This is a genomic window from Rummeliibacillus pycnus (genome assembly GCF_002884495.1).
In the GTDB taxonomy this organism is placed as follows: domain Bacteria; phylum Bacillota; class Bacilli; order Bacillales_A; family Planococcaceae; genus Rummeliibacillus; species Rummeliibacillus pycnus.
This window is the reverse complement of sequence record NZ_KZ614145.1, coordinates 597,796-619,117: the sequence shown is the minus strand read 5'-3', so window position 1 is coordinate 619,117 and position 21,322 is coordinate 597,796. Positions and strand designations below refer to the sequence as shown.

General features: G+C 33.3%; 20 protein-coding genes. 8 read left to right on the top strand and 12 right to left on the bottom strand.

The window, feature by feature from the left end:
- Positions 1-205: 205 nt before the first annotated feature.
- The 7 genes from CEF14_RS03105 to CEF14_RS03075 form a co-directional block, all read right to left on the bottom strand.
- The gene (locus CEF14_RS03105) at positions 206-736 is read right to left on the bottom strand and encodes a DUF1648 domain-containing protein (RefSeq protein ID WP_102691505.1); all 531 of its coding nucleotides are present in this window, start codon (positions 734-736) and stop codon (positions 206-208) included.
- On the bottom strand, positions 660-1,298 hold the full coding sequence (locus CEF14_RS03100; protein WP_102691504.1) for a hypothetical protein: 639 nt from the start codon (positions 1,296-1,298) through the stop codon (positions 660-662). The genes CEF14_RS03105 and CEF14_RS03100 overlap by 77 nt, the downstream gene beginning before the upstream one ends.
- A gap of 123 nt (positions 1,299-1,421) precedes the next feature.
- Positions 1,422-1,958: a hypothetical protein gene (locus CEF14_RS03095; RefSeq protein WP_102691503.1), complete on the bottom strand. Its 537-nt coding sequence runs from the start codon at positions 1,956-1,958 to the stop codon at positions 1,422-1,424.
- Between the two features lie 652 nt (positions 1,959-2,610).
- Complete coding sequence (pstA, locus tag CEF14_RS03090; RefSeq protein WP_102691502.1) at positions 2,611-3,516, bottom strand: phosphate ABC transporter permease PstA; 906 nt, start codon at positions 3,514-3,516, stop codon at positions 2,611-2,613.
- A 3-nt stretch (positions 3,517-3,519) separates the two neighbouring features.
- Positions 3,520-4,446, bottom strand: a complete 927-nt coding sequence (gene pstC / locus CEF14_RS03085; protein WP_102691501.1) for a phosphate ABC transporter permease subunit PstC — start codon at positions 4,444-4,446, stop codon at positions 3,520-3,522.
- A gap of 74 nt (positions 4,447-4,520) precedes the next feature.
- The gene (locus CEF14_RS03080; protein ID WP_102691500.1) at positions 4,521-5,375 is read right to left on the bottom strand and encodes a phosphate ABC transporter substrate-binding protein; all 855 of its coding nucleotides are present in this window, start codon (positions 5,373-5,375) and stop codon (positions 4,521-4,523) included.
- Positions 5,376-5,397: 22 nt separating this feature from the next.
- The gene (locus CEF14_RS03075; RefSeq protein WP_102691499.1) at positions 5,398-6,819 is read right to left on the bottom strand and encodes a stalk domain-containing protein; all 1,422 of its coding nucleotides are present in this window, start codon (positions 6,817-6,819) and stop codon (positions 5,398-5,400) included.
- Positions 6,820-7,377: 558 nt separating this feature from the next.
- On the opposite strand from CEF14_RS03075, the gene CEF14_RS03070 reads away from it, so the two are divergent.
- Positions 7,378-8,649, top strand: a complete 1,272-nt coding sequence (locus CEF14_RS03070) for a LysM peptidoglycan-binding domain-containing protein (protein WP_102691498.1) — start codon at positions 7,378-7,380, stop codon at positions 8,647-8,649.
- A gap of 82 nt (positions 8,650-8,731) precedes the next feature.
- Here CEF14_RS03070 and CEF14_RS03065 read toward each other — a convergent pair whose 3' ends face one another.
- The 3 genes from CEF14_RS03065 to CEF14_RS03055 all read right to left on the bottom strand — a co-directional run bounded on the left by CEF14_RS03065 (position 8,732) and on the right by CEF14_RS03055 (position 11,685).
- Positions 8,732-9,115 carry a DUF302 domain-containing protein gene (locus tag CEF14_RS03065; protein WP_102691497.1) on the bottom strand — a complete coding sequence of 128 codons (384 nt, stop codon included), beginning with the start codon at positions 9,113-9,115 and terminating at the stop codon, positions 8,732-8,734.
- Between the two features lie 225 nt (positions 9,116-9,340).
- Complete coding sequence (locus CEF14_RS03060) at positions 9,341-10,120, bottom strand: YqhG family protein (protein WP_102691496.1); 780 nt, start codon at positions 10,118-10,120, stop codon at positions 9,341-9,343.
- A gap of 29 nt (positions 10,121-10,149) precedes the next feature.
- Complete coding sequence (locus tag CEF14_RS03055) at positions 10,150-11,685, bottom strand: DEAD/DEAH box helicase (protein WP_102691495.1); 1,536 nt, start codon at positions 11,683-11,685, stop codon at positions 10,150-10,152.
- A gap of 209 nt (positions 11,686-11,894) precedes the next feature.
- On the opposite strand from CEF14_RS03055, the gene CEF14_RS03050 reads away from it, so the two are divergent.
- From CEF14_RS03050 to CEF14_RS03030, 5 genes are all read left to right on the top strand, one after another.
- Positions 11,895-12,977 carry a CotH kinase family protein gene (locus CEF14_RS03050; RefSeq protein ID WP_102691494.1) on the top strand — a complete coding sequence of 361 codons (1,083 nt, stop codon included), beginning with the start codon at positions 11,895-11,897 and terminating at the stop codon, positions 12,975-12,977.
- 108 nt (positions 12,978-13,085) lie between these two features.
- Positions 13,086-13,622 carry a hypothetical protein gene (locus CEF14_RS18880; protein WP_170061422.1) on the top strand — a complete coding sequence of 179 codons (537 nt, stop codon included), beginning with the start codon at positions 13,086-13,088 and terminating at the stop codon, positions 13,620-13,622.
- A gap of 204 nt (positions 13,623-13,826) precedes the next feature.
- A complete protein-coding gene (locus CEF14_RS03040; protein WP_102691493.1) occupies positions 13,827-14,912 on the top strand; it encodes a CotH kinase family protein in 1,086 nt (361 codons plus the stop codon).
- A gap of 240 nt (positions 14,913-15,152) precedes the next feature.
- Positions 15,153-15,527 carry an SET domain-containing protein gene (locus tag CEF14_RS03035; protein WP_322788377.1) on the top strand — a complete coding sequence of 125 codons (375 nt, stop codon included), beginning with the start codon at positions 15,153-15,155 and terminating at the stop codon, positions 15,525-15,527.
- A 270-nt stretch (positions 15,528-15,797) separates the two neighbouring features.
- Complete coding sequence (locus CEF14_RS03030; protein ID WP_102691492.1) at positions 15,798-16,724, top strand: alpha/beta hydrolase; 927 nt, start codon at positions 15,798-15,800, stop codon at positions 16,722-16,724.
- Between the two features lie 272 nt (positions 16,725-16,996).
- On the opposite strand, the gene rnz is transcribed toward CEF14_RS03030, so the two are convergent.
- Together rnz and CEF14_RS03020 are read right to left on the bottom strand one after the other, a co-directional pair.
- A complete protein-coding gene (rnz, locus tag CEF14_RS03025; RefSeq protein ID WP_102691491.1) occupies positions 16,997-17,941 on the bottom strand; it encodes a ribonuclease Z in 945 nt (314 codons plus the stop codon).
- A gap of 11 nt (positions 17,942-17,952) precedes the next feature.
- Entirely contained in the window at positions 17,953-19,194 is a 1,242-nt protein-coding gene (locus CEF14_RS03020) for a DNA polymerase IV (protein ID WP_102694266.1), read from the bottom strand.
- A 156-nt stretch (positions 19,195-19,350) separates the two neighbouring features.
- On the opposite strand from CEF14_RS03020, the gene CEF14_RS03015 reads away from it, so the two are divergent.
- Together CEF14_RS03015 and CEF14_RS03010 are read left to right on the top strand one after the other, a co-directional pair.
- Positions 19,351-19,893, top strand: a complete 543-nt coding sequence (locus CEF14_RS03015) for a GNAT family N-acetyltransferase (protein ID WP_102691490.1) — start codon at positions 19,351-19,353, stop codon at positions 19,891-19,893.
- A 220-nt stretch (positions 19,894-20,113) separates the two neighbouring features.
- On the top strand, positions 20,114-21,298 hold the full coding sequence (locus tag CEF14_RS03010; protein ID WP_102691489.1) for a YbfB/YjiJ family MFS transporter: 1,185 nt from the start codon (positions 20,114-20,116) through the stop codon (positions 21,296-21,298).
- The last annotated feature ends 24 nt before the right edge of the window (positions 21,299-21,322 follow it).

The window sequence follows — 21,322 nt, the reverse complement described above, 5'->3', positions numbered from 1 at the left end:
TAATTGCAAATACATAATTTCACATTTGAAAGACGAAAAAGTGGACCTTAAAGAAATCACTTTTAAGGTCCACTTTGATAACAATTATTGCAAATGCATATATGCAAAAAATCACAACCATAACACTATCACTGCTCTTGCTAAACATTCATAAGAATTAATAAATTTTTGAAACTTGATACATAAAGAAAGACAATTCTTTTGTCTATTGAATCTTCCTCTGCCCAATCATTCCTAAAATAATTGGAATGACAGTACATAGAAAAGCGATTGGTAAAAACCACTTTCCAAATCCAATTCCCCAACCTAATGATATCGAAATAGATTCTACTATGATACAAGAAAAAATGATTAAACAAATATTTTTTATTTTATTTAAAATTTTTCGGCTATTTAAATAAAACTGTTCTACATTTGATTCATTTAATCGACTAGGATAATTATGGAACTCAGGATGTCTTTCTAATACTTGTAAAAAAATCATGATAAAAATACCTATACATGGTAAAATCAAAAGTTCCCATTTGGATCCATAGCGATCCACTTCACCAAGCGCATTATAATGTGCTGGCACTTTTTCAGGAAGTAAGTTCCAATTGAAGAGTATTATAATTATTGATCCTATAAAAATACTATAACCAATTACATCCCAAACCCACTCACTTTTCGTTTTTGAGATAGTTATTTTCGGTCTTTCCCACGATTTTTGCACTTTTAACTCCCTCCAATAATCCATGCTCACACAAAATCTTCCCTAACTTTTCTTTCGAATCATCTGTAGTAACGATACAACTTATCTTGGAAAACTTTGTTTCAACGATCAATTCATAACCATCATTGACTTCTTTTGAATATCCATAATAACGATGGTTTACATCAATCCGTTCAAAACGAAATGATTTCATTCTTTTCCATGGAACAAAGCGTGCACCATTAAGTATTCCATCATCATCTATTGCAAATAAATTTAAGAGGCTATATGAATGAGTGTTATATGATACGGATAGAGGAAAAAGCACCAATAAATAGAACGAAACATCTAAATCTTTAAGAAATACACTTGTTATGTACAAACCAATTAAGAACAGTAATAATATGGAATATACGATTATTCCTAGTTTTTGTTTTGAAAAAGTTGGTAAGTTTACACCCTTTTGAGGATTTGTTCTAATTGCCACTAACTCCTCATTCGTAATTGGGAAGATTTTGGCTTTTTTCATTTTCACTAAAAGTCGAATAAACTGATAGCATAAGTGCACGATTACAAATAAAAAAACTGTTTTTAAAACGAGTATCATTTCTATCCCTCCAATCATTTAGTATTTATACTATCTCTAGGGCAAATTTGTAGTCCCTTATGAAAGTAAATTTATTCCTTTAAGTCCACGATGCCACTTCTTTTTCTTTTTAAATTAACCTCTCTATTTTGCATATTCTCGATTTAAGAATCGAACATTAGAAATCTTCCATTTGCCATTTTCATCTTCCACATAAAAACGCACTTCATCGGTATATAGTGTTTTTTGACCATTTTTTATTTCATTTAATTTAACTTCATAGGCGTACTCCAAGTAGTCTTCTTTTTCTGCAAAGGATAATTGTTTTATTGATTGTAATTCAAAATCAACTTTTTTCCCCATAGCAAGTTGTGGCAAAATGCTAAATACGCCATTTTTTAGTGACATTTCAAATCCTTTTTTTGTGAAATAAGATTCAAAAGATTTCGGATAGATTTCACCTAATTTTGGTGTATCAACTGTGAGATTTGTGGCTTCACTTTTTCCTTCTAGTTCTTTGTTCATTTTATCGATTAATTTATTACTTTCTTTGTAAGAAACATTGTAATATGCAGTTAAGAATGATTCGATTTCTTTAGTTCCCCTTTGTTCTGAACACCCTACACTGAGCAATAACATAACAATCATCAAGGAAAAAAGTTTTAAATATTTCATTTTCATTCATCATCCTTCCTATTATGTTCTACGATAGAAAAGGAAAATAGTTTCAATTTTTTTATTTTTTATCACACGAATTAGAGTATTAATCCTTACAAGTACAGAGTATTTTGGAAAAATTTGATCCAAAAAAGTCTCCAAAAGGGAATTTTTTTTACAATCATTTTATAGGAATTTGTTTTTCTTTTATTCTTAATCATTGGGGTTTTCTACATCCCCCGCTGAATATTACCACCTTTATATATTCGTTATGAACTTGCTCCTTTTCTGGTGAATCTCATTATATAGTTAAGGGGTTGAGAAGATATTACCTTGGATATGCTCAAATAAAAAAACGGACGAAAGAAAAATAATCTTTCAGTCCGTCTTAATTGTAAAAATCTTTTCAATAAATGGATTACTCGTTTGGTGTGAATTTAATTTGCAAACCATTATTGATACCAATGATATCTCCATCTTCTAATTCTAAGTTGTTAAAAACAAATTTACCTATTATGATTATACACTAACAACTATTTGCTAAAAAGTTATTTTATCATAAAAATATTATCAATTTTAAATTTTATTATATTAAATAATACATACAGGAATAAGCAAAGCTATCCCTTATAAGAAAATAATGGGATAGCTATTATTCATCCATAAAACTATTGGATTATTTATTGTTCTTTGTAGAACTTTTTTTAAAACGAAAATCTCTAATCCATACTGGGAATCTAATTACTAAACTCAATAGTAGTGTAATTAGCACCAACAAGGCAGATGCTTTTTGAGCGATCTGAGGTGCATCCTCCACAAGTGCTTCAGATTGAACATACCATAATTGAACAGGTAAAGTTCCTCCTTGAGAAAATAGACTCCAATCCCACATCTCACCAGAAGTTCCTGTACCTCCAACCAATAAGATTAACGCGGATTCTCCAAATCCACGACAAGTAGCAAGACTTATCCCACTCAAAATTCCCGTTAAAGCAGCGGGAATGACAATTTTCACGATTGTTTGTGATTTGGTTGCACCCATTGCAAGGGATGCTTCTCTTAATTCATGATCTACTGCATGAATAGCTTCTTCTGTTACGGATGTAATAACAGGTAAATTTAGTAAAGAGAGTGTAACACCCGCTCCTAAAATCGTTAAACCGATATCAAATAGATCCACAAATAGCATATAACCAAACAGACCAAATACGATGGAAGGTACTGAAGCTAGGCTTTCCACACAAGTTCTTATAAATTCTGTAAATCGGTTTTTTGGTGCATATTCTGCCAAGTAAATACCTGAACCAATTCCAATAGGGATGGAAATCATGAGAGAAATAACTAACACATAAAATGAGTTAAATAGAAATGGTCCTACCCCTCCACCTTTTTCAATTTCATCTGGTAAATCAATTAAAAAGCTAGGCGTAATTTTAGGTAACCCTTTCGATAAAATATAAAATAGTAACCCTAGAATAAGCATAAAGATAAGGAATGTGACAGCCCATAATAAAATGGTAAATACTTTATCTTTAATCCCATTCACATTCTTATATAATTTATTAGGTAAACTTCTATTCATCTTTTATACTCCTTTGGTACGAAGTTTTCTAATAATAAAAATTAGTACATTTGAAAGAATCAGTAGTAAAAATGCCATCATATACAGAGCGTAATTCCAAGTAGAATCAAACTCTACATCTATAATTTGGTTCACTATATTGCTAGTAAGTACTGCTGTTGGTGTTAATAAATCAGTAGCTAGTTGTGGGGTGTTTCCAATTACCATCACGACAGCCATTGTTTCACCTATTGCACGAGCCATCCCTAAAATTATTGCCGTTAATACCCCTGAGCTTGCATGAGGGATCACTACTCTAAAAATTGTTTGCATTCTGGTTGCACCTAATGCATAACTAGCCTCTCTTAATTCAGAAGATACGGCAGTAATTGCATCATCACTTATTCGTGAAATCGTAGGTAAAACCATGATCGTTAAAACAATAGCTGCTGCTAACAATCCATCTCCCATCATCGTCCCTGTCACTTTTCTTATAAATGGAATAAGTAATGTTAAACCTAAGTATCCGTATACGATGGATGGAATGCCAACTAATAAATCTAAAATTGGTCGAAGGATTTTTTTGAGCCAATTGGGTGCTATTTCAGCAGTAAAGATCGCAACAGTAATCGAAATAGGTGCAGCGAGTAAAAGCGTTAAACCTGTTAATTCTAAAGTACCTAGAATAAAAGATGCTGCTCCATATTTTTCTTCAAAAGGTTCCCAAGTAGTTGAAAAAAAGAATTCTTTTAGTGACACATCTTTAAAAACTAATAATCCTGTTTTTCCAATAAATACGATGATTGATAGAAGGATAAATCCTAGAAATAATACGCTTAGTAAGCAAAATATCTTAAACAATTGGTTTTGTACATAGACCTTTTCTTTTACAATCTTGTCTTTATTGATTAAAAGTTTAGGTTCTTGTAGCTCATACTCTATTTTCGCCATAATATCCCTCACTGCTAACATAAAGCCAGCCTTATAAAAGGCTGGCATCATTTCATATTTTAGAAAAGAAGAACTTATTTCATTTTGCTAACTGGGATGAATTTTAGTTTCTTTAAAGAACCGTTTTGGAATTTGCTACTTTGAACATATTTAATGTATTTTGCATTAGCGCCAGTGGGATTTCCTTTCGTAACAAGGTAACCATAGCTCCATACTTTATACTTACCGTTGATCACGTTAGAAGTTGTTGCTGCAACACCATTAAAATTAACAGCTTTGATATTGCCTTTAACATATGCTAAGTCTACATAACCAATTGCATTTGGATTTGTAGATACAGAAGTAACCATTTCTCCGCTTTTCCCTACTTCTTTATAGTTACCTTTAGTCATAAAACTTTTACCGTTTAAGGCTTTCATTTGATAGTTTACGCGTGTACCAGAACCAAATTTACGGTTAACTACAACGATTGTTGCATTTTTACCGCCTACTTGTTTCCAGTTTGTGATTTTACCAGAGAAAATACCTTGTAATTGTGAAGATGTTAAGTTTTTAACAGGATTAGATTTGTTAACGATTGTTGCAAAAGGAATGACAGCAATTTTATGAGCTTTTAATCCTTTGAATGCGCTGAAACCAGGAACTGATTTTGTAGCATCCCAGTCCACTGCTCCAATTGTTGCAGAACCTCTTAATACAGATTGAGGACCAGCAACAGAAGATGAACCTGAAACAGAGATCGATACTTTCGGATTAGAACGCTTAAATTCTTTTGCAGCTTGTTGTGTAACTGGAAGTAATGCAGTTGATCCAGCTACAACAATCTTGTTTGATGAAGCTGCTTTAGTTGATGAAATACTACCAAATGTGAATCCTACTGCTGCAACTGTAGATAAAGCTGCTATTGTAATACGTTTAAACATTTTCATAATTTATTTACCCCTTTATGATTTATTTTGTTAGGAATTCAAAAGAACCTTTTTTCAATACAACCACTTTTTCACCATTTTTACCTGAAACGGTACCTGCAATTAACTGATTATTTGAGACACTAAATGAAGTGAGCTTTAATTTTGTCGAAACTACCTTCGTTAATTTTTTTGTAACCGTATTGACTTTATAAATGACAGAAGAACCATTGCTTTCGGCAACTAAAATCATTAAGTCCCCTTTGGGTGATACACAAGAATAAATAATACCTTTAGAAGAACTTAGTGTAGTTGTTTTATTGTTTTTATCAATCATCTTTAGCTTTGGAAGTTGTTTCTCATCTTCTGTATCTGCACTTAAGTACACAATATTTCCATTAGCTAAAAAGTTAGGGAAAACTTTATTGTCAGTTGTAGTTGTGACTGCAACTGCTGTTGGTGTAGATTCAGTTAGGTTTAAGGTGTAGATTTGCGGTTCTGTACCAGTTAGATCAATATGATCTACTTCTGGATTATTGCCATCAGTAAATGAAGTACTACCTTCTTTACCTACTGTATAAAGTAGTTTATTGCCATCAACTGACAGATGTAAATCTGCTTTATAATTTAAACTATCTGAAAAAATTGTGGTTATTGATCCATCTTGAATATTGATTAAACCTAACTTTTCACTTTTATCACCTTGAATGAAATACACTTTTTTGCCATCATGCGACCATACAAATTCAGTTTTAATCGAATCATCTTCTCCATTCAGTTTCTTTGTCTTTTTAGACATTAAATCCACTAGATAAACAAAGCCATTTTCATCTGAATAAATAGCTTGTTTACCATTTGGAGAAGCTACTAATCCTGTACTTTTAACTGTATGTACTACTTTTTTAGTAGTAGTATTGAGTAATAGTGTTCTACTATCTTGAACATCCTCATTCGAAACAAGAATGGTCGAATTATTTACCCATTGCGGCTCGAATGTATCTCCACTAACTAAACCAGTAGTTGATAAAAAGTTTCCATCAAAATCTACACCAAAAGCTTTAACGAATGTACCAACCTCAATATATAATTTTTTTCCAATCAATTTAGGTGCTATGTTGATTTTTGTTTTCTTACCATTAATAACAGCTGTTTTAACATTGACTTTAAAAGTAACTTTTACTTGTTTCTTATTGACCATTTTTGATACTTCATAAGTCTTTGTTTTGCTATTGTATTTATACTTAGCTGTTATTAATTTTGAGAATTGTTCAGCTGAATACAGTTTTTGCTTGTTTGATTTTGAAAAAGTAATCGCTCTTGTTTTACCATCCACAAGAATTGATCCTTTTTCTACCTTTTGCTGCTGAACAGTTTTTGCACTTACCTCATTTAAGGAAATTGGCGTAAGAGCTGTTGAAGCTAGAACTGTTGATGCAACTAAAAAACTTGAAATTTGATGTTTCATACTACATCCTCCATTTAATCGCTATTTTTTCTAAGTATTGCGAAAAATCCTCCTTTCAAAGTGGGCAATTTCTTGTCCACATTTGGTAGTATAAGTCATATTTGTTAATCTAATTTACTAAATCTGTAAGGTTATTATGGTTTATTTGTAAATAGTAATAGTTCTAATCCCCTATAATTCTATTGATAATTTTATTTATTAATAAAAAATCATCGCTAATTTCTTCTTTATTAAAAAGAACAAAGAAAAAACCTAGATTTATAAATCAATCTAGGTTTTACGAATCATTTTCAAATTAACACTTAGTTAATATTGAACTACCTTTTATAGATTTGTAGAATTTGATTTACATCAATTTCATCATGTAAACTTCATCTAATAATCCGAACAGCTCATTGCTTTACCGAGAATGGCAAATCCTCGAAAGTAACTAATTAAGTCCGAGATATAATTTTTTTATTCATAAAAAATAATCTCTTAAAAAGTTATTTGCATATCCAATTCTTTTGTACATATACATTACGGAATGATACTATTTTTTATTGGAAGGAGAATGCTTTGGAGATACATATTGTTAGCAGAGGCGAGACACTTTGGCAAATTGCTTCTCACTACAATGTAGATATCAATTCCATCATTCAGATCAATCAATTACCCAATCCAAATAACCTTGTAATTGGCCAATCACTTGTGATTCCAACGTATGGCATCACCCACGTAGTTCGTCCTGGAGATACCTTATGGCAAATTGCTAACCGTTATGGAACAACGGTGCAAGCTATTGTGAGTGAAAATCATCTTTCAAATGCGTCTACTTTATATGTTGGAATGCGTCTAGTTATTCCCAAATTCAAACCTACCATTGAAGTGAATGCTTATACGTATCAATCTCCTGCAGAGGGCGCACAATCTATAAAAGATGTTGGAAATCTACTTACCTATATGAGCCCGTTCGCTTATAAAGTGAAAGAAGATGCCACATTAGAACCGTTTCCTGATGAATTAATGATTAAGGCAGCAAAATCAACAAACGTAGTACCGTTGATGTCCATTACAAACTTCACAGCTACTCAAACAGGATCAAATTTAGCTCATACCATATTATCTAGTAAAGTTTTACAAGAAAAAGTAATTGCGAATGTCCTTAAAATTATGGATCAGAAAGGCTATAAGGGTTTAAATATTGATTTTGAGAGTGTATTACCTGCAGATCGACAGAATTATAATGCATTTCTTCAGCTTGCTGTTGATCGCCTTCATCCAAAGGGTTATTTTGTGTCAACAGCACTTGCTCCAAAAACAAGTGCCACACAAGGTGGGCTTTTATATGAAGCGCATGATTATAAGGCTCACGGGAAAATAGCCGATTTCGTGATATTGATGACTTATGAATGGGGATATCGATTAGGACCGCCTCAAGCGATTTCACCAATTAATCAAATGAAAAAGGTTGTCGAATATGCCTTGACGGTAATCCCAGCAAATAAACTATTTTTAGGATTCCAAATTTATGCGAGAGATTGGAAAATACCTCATGTTAAAGGACAAGAAGCCGAAACATTCAGCCCACAAGAAGCGATCCGACGTGCCGCAAAATTTGGAACCATTATTCACTATGATATCGCTACCCAATCACCATTCTTCCGCTATGTAGATGAAAATGGACAACAACATGAAGTTTGGTTTGAAGATGCCAGAAGTGCTCAAGCAAAATTTGATTTAATAAAAAGGTTTAAACTACGAGGTGTCAGTTATTGGGCGTTAGGATTCCCATATCCTCAAAATTGGGTGTTACTCGGAGATACTTTTACTATTAAAAAGAACCCTTAATAGACTTCAAAAAGCTGTTTCTGAGGTAAATGATCTCACCTTGGAACAGCTTTTTGAATGATTTTCTATAGTAATGATTTAATTATAAACTTTGCTCAATACAATGAATAAGTCGTTTCTCGATTGACTCAGCAATTTCTTTTAAATCTTGATCTTCCACCATACTAATTAGTGCAGTTGGAAGCGGCATGCCTACTTTAACTTGATTATTCTCCTCAAACACAATTATTTTACAAGGTAAAAAGTAACTAACAAGAGGATTCTTTGTAAGAACACGGTGTGCTTCAACCGGATTACATACTTCTAAAATTTGATATTTCTGTGGCAAAGTAAGACCTTTCGCCTCTAATTTTTCATTGATATTAAAAATCCATTGAACACCAAATTGTTCATTCTTTAAATTTTCCTTTAAACTTTCAATTGTCTCTTCCATATTTTTAGAAGAATCTGCTGTATAATGAAACATCACGTTCCACTCCCTTTACTTATATTCAAAAATAGATTACCCTATTTCCTCACTAGTACAAATAAACTATATACCTACAGGGGTATGAAATCAATTTTAAAGTGTTGCCATTTTGGTATAAGGGTGAATTACATCATCCCCCCTTATACCAGACAAAATGTTTTTTCAATTTTTGAATTTGGTTTTATCATTTTATAAATCATTCAAAAACATGTAGTTAAATTATCATTTTAAATAAAAAAGTCCACCATTAATGATTTCAATTTTAATCTTTGAAGCATATCGTTCTTCTAAAGCTTTCTTCTCTATTTCATAGCACTCAGGTTTTTCCTCTACCTCTTCATAAAAATAATCTAATACTCTTTGATCACGTTGCCATCTTTTTTTTGCCTGTTCGGCCCATGAATGATCTTCCTGATTTATAATATTTTCAATTACTGCATCTAATCGTTGTATAGCACGAACAGGTTTAATGATATATGGTAGTGGGTAACATGAATCTGGTAACTCTGATCCTAAATCTAAATTATTCAATAACATTTGAAAATCATCAATAATATTACCAGTCATTAAGTTAATACCAAGCGAATAGAGCATTTCCTTGGTTTGATCGCAGTAGTATGAAACTTTATAGTTGATCCCTAAAAAGGGTGTTAAAACAACTTGCGATACCGTTTTATCCACTCTTTCATACATTTGAACATATGCTCCTAATTCTTTCGTTACTTGAAAAAGTTGATTTAGCCGAAATGATCCAAAATGAACTATTTCACCATTTAAACTGCCATTCATCTTATTCTGATTGGTGATAAACGTTAATGTAGATGGACATGGTGTACCATTTGTACTTTCGACATATTTCCAATAAAAAGGTCGGTTCATAATTCTTTTGTCCATTTCAATTGTTAGTTGAACCGTTAAATAATGATCTGCTTCCTCAATAATGGCACAATCTGTTTGTTGAAAAAAATCACGTAAATAGCGATGAACTTGTTGTGGGAACATGTATCCACCTCCTATGTTCCTGCTTTTTTTTACATCGTTTTTTCAATAGCCAAGATATCGTCTAACTCACCCACAACCTTTTCAAATACTTCAATTTTAGTTTGAAGTAAATCCAGTATGTTTTGTTCGATTGTATCTGCAATCGCAAGATTATAAATATGGACATCTTGCTCTTGTCCTAATCTGTGAACACGTCCTATTCGTTGCTCTAATTTCATAGGGTTCCATGGTAAATCATAATTGATCACATGATGACAAAACTGTAGGTTAATCCCTTCACCTCCAGCTTCCGTTGCAATTAGTACTTGAGCTTGTTCTTGAAAGAGCCTCTTCATATAATCCCTTTTGCTTTTGTTGAATTTTCCATTAAAAAGTACACTTTTAATTCCTTTTGTATGCAAATACCATTGAAGATAAATTTGACTCGCGCGGTACTCCGTAAATATAATAACTTTATCATTTGCTTTAGCTATAATTTCATATGCCTTCTCTGCTTTTGAATTCGTTTGAAGAGCCATTAATTTTGCAATTAGTTCCTCTACAAATTTTACTTCTTCGACCTCATTACAATTTTGGAGTAAATTTTCTAAAGTTAAGCACGTAGCCTCTTTACTGCTACACATTTCCTTTTGGAGCGTGATCATTGAAAAAGAACCAGAGAAAATGGGTGACACATCCTTCAGTTCTAAAATCATGTCATAGACTTCTCTTTCCTCTTTTGTAAACTCTACTGGAATATTTTGGACACAACGATTCGTCCACTCTACCCCTGTGTCTTGTCTTCTATTTCTTACCATTACTTGATTGACCAATTCCTTCAAAAATTCATCATTCTCTAAATCATGTTTACTCGCTGAAAATGCAGATTGAAATACATCAAAATTCCCTAAATGCCCAGGCTTAAGTAAGGAAATAAGATAAAAAAGTTCAAACACATCATTTTGAATTGGCGTTGCCGTTAGCAATAAGCAAAACTTTTTCTTTAGGCTTTGAACAAATTCATAGATTTTGGTTTTGTGGTTTTTTAATTTGTGGGCTTCATCGATGATGATCATGTCATACTCTTGACCATAGATAAGCTCTTTATGAGGACTTTTTTTGGCGGTATCCATACTCATTACAACAATGTCAATCTGATCTAACGAGGAGTTCTTTTTATAAGGAATAGCAGGGATATAAAACTTATTATTTAATTCTTCTATCCATTGGTTTATGAGAGATGCTGGGACTAATATTAATACTTTTTTCACAAGCCCTCGTATTAAATATTCTTTCAGAATCAATCCCGCTTCAATCGTTTTACCTAACCCCACCTCATCTGCCAATATCGCTTTACCATTCATCCTTTCAATCACTTTTTGTGCAACTTCTAATTGATGTGTAAGAGGCGTTAAATTAGGTAAATATTTTGGAGATTGTAAACCCGTAAATTCTGTAATTAGGTTAGCTTTTACGACTTCGTAACACATCGTATATAGTTTCCAATTATCCCATTCACTGTTGGTTTCCAATCTATTTAGAAATCCTTCTTCCCATTCAGGCGACCTTTCTATCATCATTTTCATCACCTCAGAATTTTTTCTTTTCCTTAACTTGTCCAAATTTAATGGTTCTATGTTTAAATTATCAAATACATATCAAAACCAATTCATTTCATCAGGCTGAAATCTAATTGAAAAAATTTGTGTTACGTATGATACAAATGGATCTTATTTTTAGACGTAACATTGGCTCATCTCGAAATTGGAGCAATGAGTCCTAAGGAGATGAATAAATGTCAAATGCTATTCCTTCCTACTATTTATCGATTGAAGAAAATTTCTTAAATCTTCTTAGAAGAAATTTAGTAACAGATCAATCCGTTCCGGCGAATTTACAGATTGCAGAAATTGATCACAAAATCCAAATTGCTTATCGAGGTGCATATACTCGAAAATTTAGAAAACGATCTTATGTAATTGATTTTGAGGATATAAAGAATTCTTTAGGTGTTCGTAAAATTCATCTTAATGCAGAATATAAAGACCCATCGCTTTTTCGCAATAAACTCTCACTAGACTTCTTTCAAGATATCGGCGTTCATGCACCTGAAAGTCAACATATTGCATTATACAGAAATAATAATTTTAAAGGCGTCTATTTACAACTTGAATCAGTAGATGATCTATTTTTAAAGAAACGAGCTCTTCCCCCAGGTCCTATCTACTATGCTACTAACAATGATGCTAACTTTTCTATCGAAAGAGACGGCAAAAGAAAAAGAAATCTCTTATCTGGTCTTTTACAAGCAAATGGCTCCCCTTCTGATGATCAACATTTGCTTAATTTAATCTTGATTATTAATACTACCTCTCCCCATAGATTCCCCGATGTAATTTCAAATTATCTAAATATTGAACAGTATTTAAAATGGTTAGCTGGAGCAGTGTGTACAATGAATAATGATGGATTTAATCATAATTATTCACTTTATCGTGATAGTAATACAGGCTTATTTGAAATACTCCCTTGGGATTATGATGCAACTTGGGGAAGGAAAATCAGTGGAGGCATTATGGATTATAAATACGTTCCAATTGAAGGAAAACAAGGTAATAAGCTAACTGCGCTTTTATTGGAAGTCCCAAAATTCCGTAAAATGTATAAAGAAAGGTTAGAAGAAATCCTTGAAACGAAGTTCACAGTTGAACATATTGAAAACAAAGTATTAACACTTCATAAACTACTACGACCACACATTTTACTAGACCCCTATGTAAACAGCAATATTGATATATTTGATTATGAGCCCGAAATGATTTTTCAATTTGTTCATCATCGGAACAATTATCTAAAAATGCATCTGAATGATTTATAATAGAAGATTATTTATCTATATCCCTCATGCATTAGGTATTAGACTAAGGCAAGATATTTGGTTTGCGTATTATAAAATTAATTCTTAGTTAAGGGGGTGCCTTTTATAATGGAGCAAAATGCAAGATTCCAAGATTTTTCTTCAGAAAGTTCATCTTTTGAAAGTACTACTTCTTGTGGTTGCACTTCTACTGGTCATACTTCTACCGGACATTCTACTTCAAGTAGTTCATCCACTGGTAATTCATCTTCAAGTAGCTCTTCTTCAAGTAGTAAAGGGAAGAAAGGCAAAAAAGGCAAAAAAATGATGGTATCTAGTTCATCTACCTGCGGTTCGTCCACTGGCGGTTCATCCACTGGCGGTTCATCCACTGGCGGTTCATCCACTAGCAGTTCGTCTTCTGGAAAGAAAGGCAAAAAGGGCAAAAAAGGCATAAGCTCTAGTTCTTCTTCTAGTCATTCTTCAGGTAGCAATTCATCTAGTCATACATCATCTGGATATACTTCAAGTGGTTTTACTACTAACGGAAGTACAACTACACCTACTTCTACAGGAAATACATCTACTGACGAAACATCTACGGGAAGTACAACTTCAGGAAATACTTCAACACATCATACTTCTACTGGAAATAACCCATGTTAAAATGAGCTGAAGTAAATCCCGTGTAAGCATGTAGGTAAAATAAAGCTTTCCTTAGTCTATGAGTAAGGAAGGCTTTTATCCATAAATTGTTTAGCCGGCAACAAATATTGTCTTTGTCGAATTGTTTTTACTAGACATATTTGTTGTCGGCTAAAAGTTATAAAAGAAATGATCATTTTTTAGAAAAAACAAGAAGGTGAATAAATGTCTAAATCAATTCCATCGTATTATTTAATGATTGAAGAAGATGACTTAGACACTTTAAGAGAAAATTTACTTTATGAAGATACTGTACCTGCCAAATTAAGGGTAGGTAAGACTACTCACCAAATTGAAATCGGCTATCGAGGCTCATACACTCGAAAGTTCCGAAAAAGATCCTATACCATTCATTTCGATGAAAATGATTATCTTTTCGGAGCTCATAAAATACATCTAAATGCAGAATACAGAGACCCATCCCTTATACGAAATAAACTATCCCTCGACTTTTTTCAAGATCTTGGTGTCTTATCACCAAACTCTCAACATATTAACTTCTATCGAAATGGTGTATTAAAAGGTGTTTATTTACAATTAGAATCGGTTGATGAAATGTTCTTAAAGAAAAGAAATCTCCCCACTGGTCCCATCTACTATGCAGAAAATAATGATGCTAACTTTTCTTTGACAAGAGACGATAAACCCAAAAAATCACGTTTATCAGGTTATTATCAAGCTTGTGGGACACCAGACGATGATGAACGATTACGTGAACTAATTACTATTATTAATAAAACCCCTTCTTCTGCATTCCCCCAGAAAATTGAGAAGTATATCGACATCGAAAAATTCTTTTGCTGGCTAGTTGGTGCAGTTTGTACGATGAATAATGATGGCTTTACGCACAATTACTCTCTTTATCGTAATAGTGAAACGGGTTTGTTCGAAATAATGCCTTGGGATTATGATGCTACATGGGGAAGAAAAGTAAGCGGTGGGATCATGGATCATACTTATGTACCAATAGGAGGTAAACCAGATAATAAGCTCTGCTATCTTCTCTTGGAAGTACCAGAATTCAGAAAAATGTATCGAGAAAAATTAGAAGAAACCCTTGAAACAAAATTCACAATTGAATATATGAAAGACAAAGTTTTATCTTTACATGAATTGATACGCCCTCATCTTATTCTTGATCCCTATAAAAAAAATAAAATCGAGCTATTTGATCAAGAACCCGAAATCATTTTTCAGTTTATAAAAATGCGTAATCATTTTTTGATCAATCAGTTAAAGTTACTTGTCTAACCAATCCCGAAAAATAGTCTTCTATAAACTATCTAACAAGGTTAAGGTATTTGTTTTGCATTAGCAGTGGATTGCTCGATTATGTGAAAAAGCATGTCTGCTTAATACACGGTAGATAAGCGAGCAATCCGCAGCGAAATCAATCCATTTTCGATAGATGAAATTGAAAAAAAATACACATATTCTTTAACCTTACTTTATTTAGAAAATACTTTTAACATGTAAGGAGGAATTACTACTGTGTTACCAATAATGGTGAAAGATACTGGTAAATACGGAAGAGGACTTTTTGCTACACGAGATATTAAAAAAGATGAACTTATTGAAGTTTCACCTGTAGTCATATCTTTAAGTTCTGAGTGGAAATATTTAAAAAAAACAGTTCTCTTTTATTACTGTTTTTATTGGGGAGAGGACGATACAGCGATTGCACTTGGTCTTGGATCACTATTTAATCATTCTTATACCCCAAATGTAACTTTTTATAATAACGAAGAAAATCAATCCATTGATTTTTATGCATTAGAAGATATTAAAGAAGGAGAAGAACTAACGATCAACTACAATGGTGATACAGATGATCACTCACCTCTTTGGTTTAATGTCATAGAATAATATATTAAAAAAATTTACCATAGTGTTACTAAAACAAAAATACATCCATCCACTAAATGCTTATTGAATATGTAAACGTAGAGGAATTTCATACTCTGCGTTTCTTTTAATTGAATCAATTTTATCTTTGAATTATGACAAAACATGTTCAAATTCATATTTTCTATTTTTATTTCCAATTCTCTCTTAAAACCTAGTTATTCTATTGGTTTAATTAATTTATTATGGTATACTATCTTTACAATTTTTTTCTGGAAAGGGTGGGTTTAAATGAATTTGACTAAAGGATCCTTCGCATATATAGATGCGCACCAAGGTATACCATATTATGAGCAAACACCAGAAGAAGCTAGAGCAGAAAGAGCTGCTTCACCAATTCATCAAGTTTCAGTTGGTGGAATTTCTAAAATTGAAGATCGGCTCATTACTGTCTCTGATGGAGCACAAATTTCCGTACGCATTTATACTCCAGAAGGTAATGGTCCATTTCCCATAATCGTCTATTATCATGGTGGAGGATGGGTTTTCGGGAATCCAGATTATGCAGATGGAGGATGTCGATACTTAACTGCTTCTGCTCATTCGATCGTTATATCCGTTGACTATCGTCTTGCACCTGAATTTCCTTTTCCAATTCCTGTTCAGGATAGCTATGATGCGTTTCTTTGGGCAGTAGAAAATGCATCTACATTACATGGCAATGCTTCGAAAATGTATGTTGCCGGGGACAGCGCTGGAGGGAATATTGCTGCTGTTGTATCGCAATGGTCGGTTGCAAAAAATGGCCCTAAAATTGCAGGACAAGCATTGATCTATCCTGTTACAAATACTAATTTTAATACATCTTCATACGAAAAGTTCGGTAAAGGGTACGGTTTAGATAGAGATGGTATGATTTGGTTCACAAAACAGTATATTGGAGATTCGAATGAAAGCATAAACCCGTCCGTATCACCGTTATTAGCAGAGGACTTTCAAAGTCTTCCTCGAACGATCTTGATTGCTGCTGAATACGATGTTTTATTGGATGAAGGTATCGCTTACATAACACGCTTAAGAGAATGCGGTGTTGAAGCAAAACATATCCTCATGCCTGGTCTTATTCACAGTTATTTTAGTAAAATGGAATTCTTTGAAGAAGATACGAAAAAGACGACTGAATGGATTGCTGATTTCTTTGGAACAAAAAAGTCATAAACGTCAGCTTCTTGCTCGTGTCATACGCACAAGCTAATTTTCTAAATTGAACATATAATACAATCCAAGCTCTAGCAATAATGATTTATCGGTGAATCATTAAAGTTAAAGCTTGAGATTGAATCCTCCTTATTTCAGACTGGTAGATGTGTTTTTCTTCCTTTGCTTACGCCCTGTCTACTTTAGCGCCATCAACCAGTCTGGATTTTCATGAGATGACATTTCCTCTATACCTCAAAACAAGCAAGGAAAATTAAATTTCCTTGCTTGTTTTATTGATCCGATATTCTTAGTTCGCCTTGTTGCCAATTAAATTCATCCAAGTCATTTACAATAATTGTACTTGGAAATAATTCTTTCACTTCTTTCAGCATATTTTCAATATCTTTTGGAAAAAAACGGGCACTTAAATGATTTAACAATAAATTTTTAGAACCTGCTATTCGTGCTACATTTGCTGCATCTATATTTGTAGAATGACCATAATTTGCTGCTAACTCTTCAGTTGCATGGTCAAAAGTAGCTTCGTGTACGACAATATCTGCCATTTGACTAAGTTTGATGGCATTTTCACAATATCTAGTATCTCCTAAAATTGTAACAGTAAATCCCTTTTTAGGTGGTTCTGTGACGGATGCACTTTGAATGATTGTCCCATTTTCTAATGTGACATCAAGTCCATTTTTTAATTGTCCGAGTAAAGGGCCTTTTGGAACACCTAATGCTAGAGCTTTTTCTACTTGAAGCGTTCCTGGCAATGGTTTTTGTTCAATACGATAGCCAAAACAAGGAACGACATGTTGTAGAGGCATTGCAGTTACTATAAAATCTTCATCTTCAAAAATAACCCCTTCTTTCACTTCAACAAACTCGATCGAATAATTGAGGTGTGTTTGTGATGTTTGCAAGGTTACTTGAATCCATTCTTTTAATTCTTTTGGTCCATAAATTGTTAACGGTTGATCCCCACCTAAAAAGGAGCGAGAGCCTAATAATCCTGGTAATCCATAGATATGATCCCCATGTAAGTGTGTGATAAAAATTTTCTCTAGTTTCCTCGGTTTGATGGCTGTATGTAAAATTTGATGTTGTGTTGCCTCGCCACAATCAAATAACCATATAGTCCCTCTCTCCTCTAATAATTTTAGTGCTAATGAGCTTGTATTACGTGATTTAGAAGGCATTCCTGCACCTGTACCTAAAAATTGAATTTGCAATTGTTTTCCTCCTATTTTTTATGATCATCCAAAAAGTCTTTACTAAAACTTGTTTGGGACTCGTAAGTTGTTTTCTTTACATCCTTAATCCCTTTTGTAATAATATCTTTGCCAAATTTACGTTGTAATTCTTCAACAATTTTCAATACTGGTTCTTCTTTTACGTACTTTTCAAACGTAAAGATGGATAACTGCTCTGCTGTTTCTTTTTTATCGATCACATTGCTGACAGTTACCCCCATTAATCGTACGGGCGATCCATCCCAATTATTTTTCATTAGAGCTACTGCTAATTCAGCAATTTCTTCTTTTTTATAAATTGCATTTGACACAGTTTTACTTCGACTACTATTATGCCAATCCGTATCACGTATCATAATCGAAACAGTATGCCCTGCTAAATTTTTTGCATCTAATCGTTTAGCAACCTTTTCAGATAGTTTTTGAATCGCATTTTCTAACTCTGAAAACTCCATCAAATCAATAGGAAAAGTCATTGAATTACCAATTGATTTTGTATCGTAAATAGCGTTAGGATCTACTTCACGCCTATCAATTCCATTGGCACGATTTTTTAAGCGAAGTCCGTTTTTACCAAGAATCGTTTTGATTCGATGTTCTTCTATATTGGCAAGATTTCCAATTGTATGAATCCCTATTTCTTCAAGCTTTTTGGCAGTACTTTCTCCTACTCCATGCATTTCAATAACGGGAAGATGCCAAAGCATTTTCGATACATCGCGTTTTCTTAAAATGGTAATACCCATAGGCTTTTTCATATCAGAAGCTGTTTTAGCAAGAAATTTATTGGGTGCAATTCCTATAGAACAAGGTAAATCTAATTCGTTTAAAATGCGCCTTTGGATTGACTCTGCCAGCTCAATTGCTTCTTTTCCATGTACAATTTCCGTTACATCCATATATCCTTCATCGATGGAAACAGGTTCAACAAGATCCGTATATGTACGTAATATCGCAAACATAGCCTGTGATGCATGACGATATCGTTCAAAATTTGGTGCCATTAAGATTAGTTCAGGGCACTTACGTTTTGCTTCCCATACAGACATTGTCGTATAAACACCCTTCGCCCTTGCTTCATAAGAACAAGTAACAAGTATTCCCCTACGTTCTTTTGGATTTCCAGCTATCGCAAGTGCCTTTCCCTTTAGTCGAGGATCGTATGCCTGTTCAACAGAAGCATAAAAACAGTTCATATCAATATGAAAAATAATTTTCCCATGAGCAGTCATTGCTTCTCCTCCATTATCGACCAAACGTTCTCCTTCTAGTATAACAAAAATATTCGGAAGACTAAATATTCATAAATCCAAAAGAAATTTCAGAAATCTATTGCAATTTTACAGTAATATCCATTACAATAGTAAGAATATTTTGAAAGGTTGTAGATACATATGTTAAAAGTCTCTGATGATCTTATTTTAAGACCTGTAAACCTACAAGATGCAAAGGCCCTATTTTCATTAACAGATGATGATCGAGCATATTTAAGAGAATGGCTTCCGTGGGTTGATGGCACGAAGACAGAAGAAGATACACATAATTATATTACCTTTAGTCAAAAAGGTGAAAATGATGGTACACTATTAAATTTAGCGATTATTTGGAAGGGAAAAGTCGTTGGAATCACAGGTTTCAACAATATTAATCGTACAAATCGTTTAGCTTCTATTGGCTATTGGTTAGGGAGCGAATACCAAGGAAACGGCATTATGACAAGCGCAGTTCAAACTTTAACCAACTATGCTTTTAAAGAATTAAATATGAATAAAGTTGAAATACGCGCTGCTATTAAAAATAAAAAAAGTAGAAGTATTCCTGAACGTTTAGGATATGTTCACGAAGGAACACTTCGCAGTAACGAATGGCTTTATGACCATTTTGTAGACCATGCTGTTTATGGCATACTTGCTGACGAATGGGATCAGTAAAACTTCCTTAAGTGGAGGTTTCTCCAACCCCACTTAGGGTTAGTTGAACCAATTAGGCCTTTATGGGCAGGTTTCAACTACCTATCTACTTTTCTTCTCTTTCATTCTGAACAAAAACTTTTTTATCATCCTAAACCAATATATACCAAATTAGCCCTTAATTAAGTTATACTGTATTTATCGTTTGCGTCATTTTTTTCTACTTAATGGGGGTGTTTTCATGAATCGTCAACATGCAACGATCATTGTTGGGGCGGTTTTATTTTTGGTAGTTGCAATGGGAATTGGTCGTTTTTCGCTGACACCTATCCTACCCTTTCTACGTGAAGCAGAGGGATTGTCTGTTGAAAAAGGTGGATGGTTAGCTTCTGCAAATTACATTGGTTATTTTATTGGTGCTCTATGGGCAGGTTTTATTGTAAAAAATCAGAAAAAAGGACTTTACATGAATGCTTGGATTTGTGTGATTTCCATATTGGGCATGGGAATTGTTCACAACTTTTATGTATGGTTAGTTTTGCGTTTAATCAACGGAATTACTGGTGGTCTTATATTTGTTTTAACTTCCAGCATGCTATTGGATTATTTAGCTCGTCATTATCTTACTAAATGGTCTGGCTATGTTTTTAGCGGTATTGGAGTTGGAATTGCTTTATCAGGAATTTTGGTACCATATTTGCAAAAATTCTTTGCCTGGCAAGGAGCTTTTATAGGACTTAGTATTCTATCTGCTGTTTTTGTACTTACAAATCACTTCTTATGGCAGAAATTAGAGGATCCAGCATATGAAAAAATAAAAGGAACCACGCAAAAATTCTGGACTGGTTTTATGCCATGGATTACAATCGCCTATGGATTAGAAGGATTAGGGTATATTATTACAGGAACTTTTTTGGTAGATATGATTCACGAAATGCCAAGTTTACAGAATTACGCTAGTTACAGTTGGGTTATTGTAGGGATTGGCGCTATACCTTCAGCACCTATCTGGAGTTTACTCATGTCAAAATATAAACCTATGGTTATTATTACGTCAGCATATATTCTACAAATTATTGGTATTATTTTGCCTGTTATTTCCACAACTATTATTGGCGTAATGGTCTCTGCCCTCCTATTTGGGGTCACTTTTGTGGGGATTGTGGTTTTAACAACTTCTTATTGCCGAGAACTTTTTCCGACTAAAAGTGCAAGTGTAGTTTCAACTCTTACCACTTATTATGCGGTTGGCCAAATAATTGGACCACTTATTGCTGGTAAACTCGCTACATATTTTGGTGGATATAATAGTGCGCTCATTTTCGCAGGAAGTGTTGTTGCTTCCGCATTATGCCTTCTATTATTTGGTAAAAAATATTCACAGATAAAATTAAATACGAAAACATCCACAGCTAAAGTAATTTAAAAGAATATCGTTCATTATAAGAAA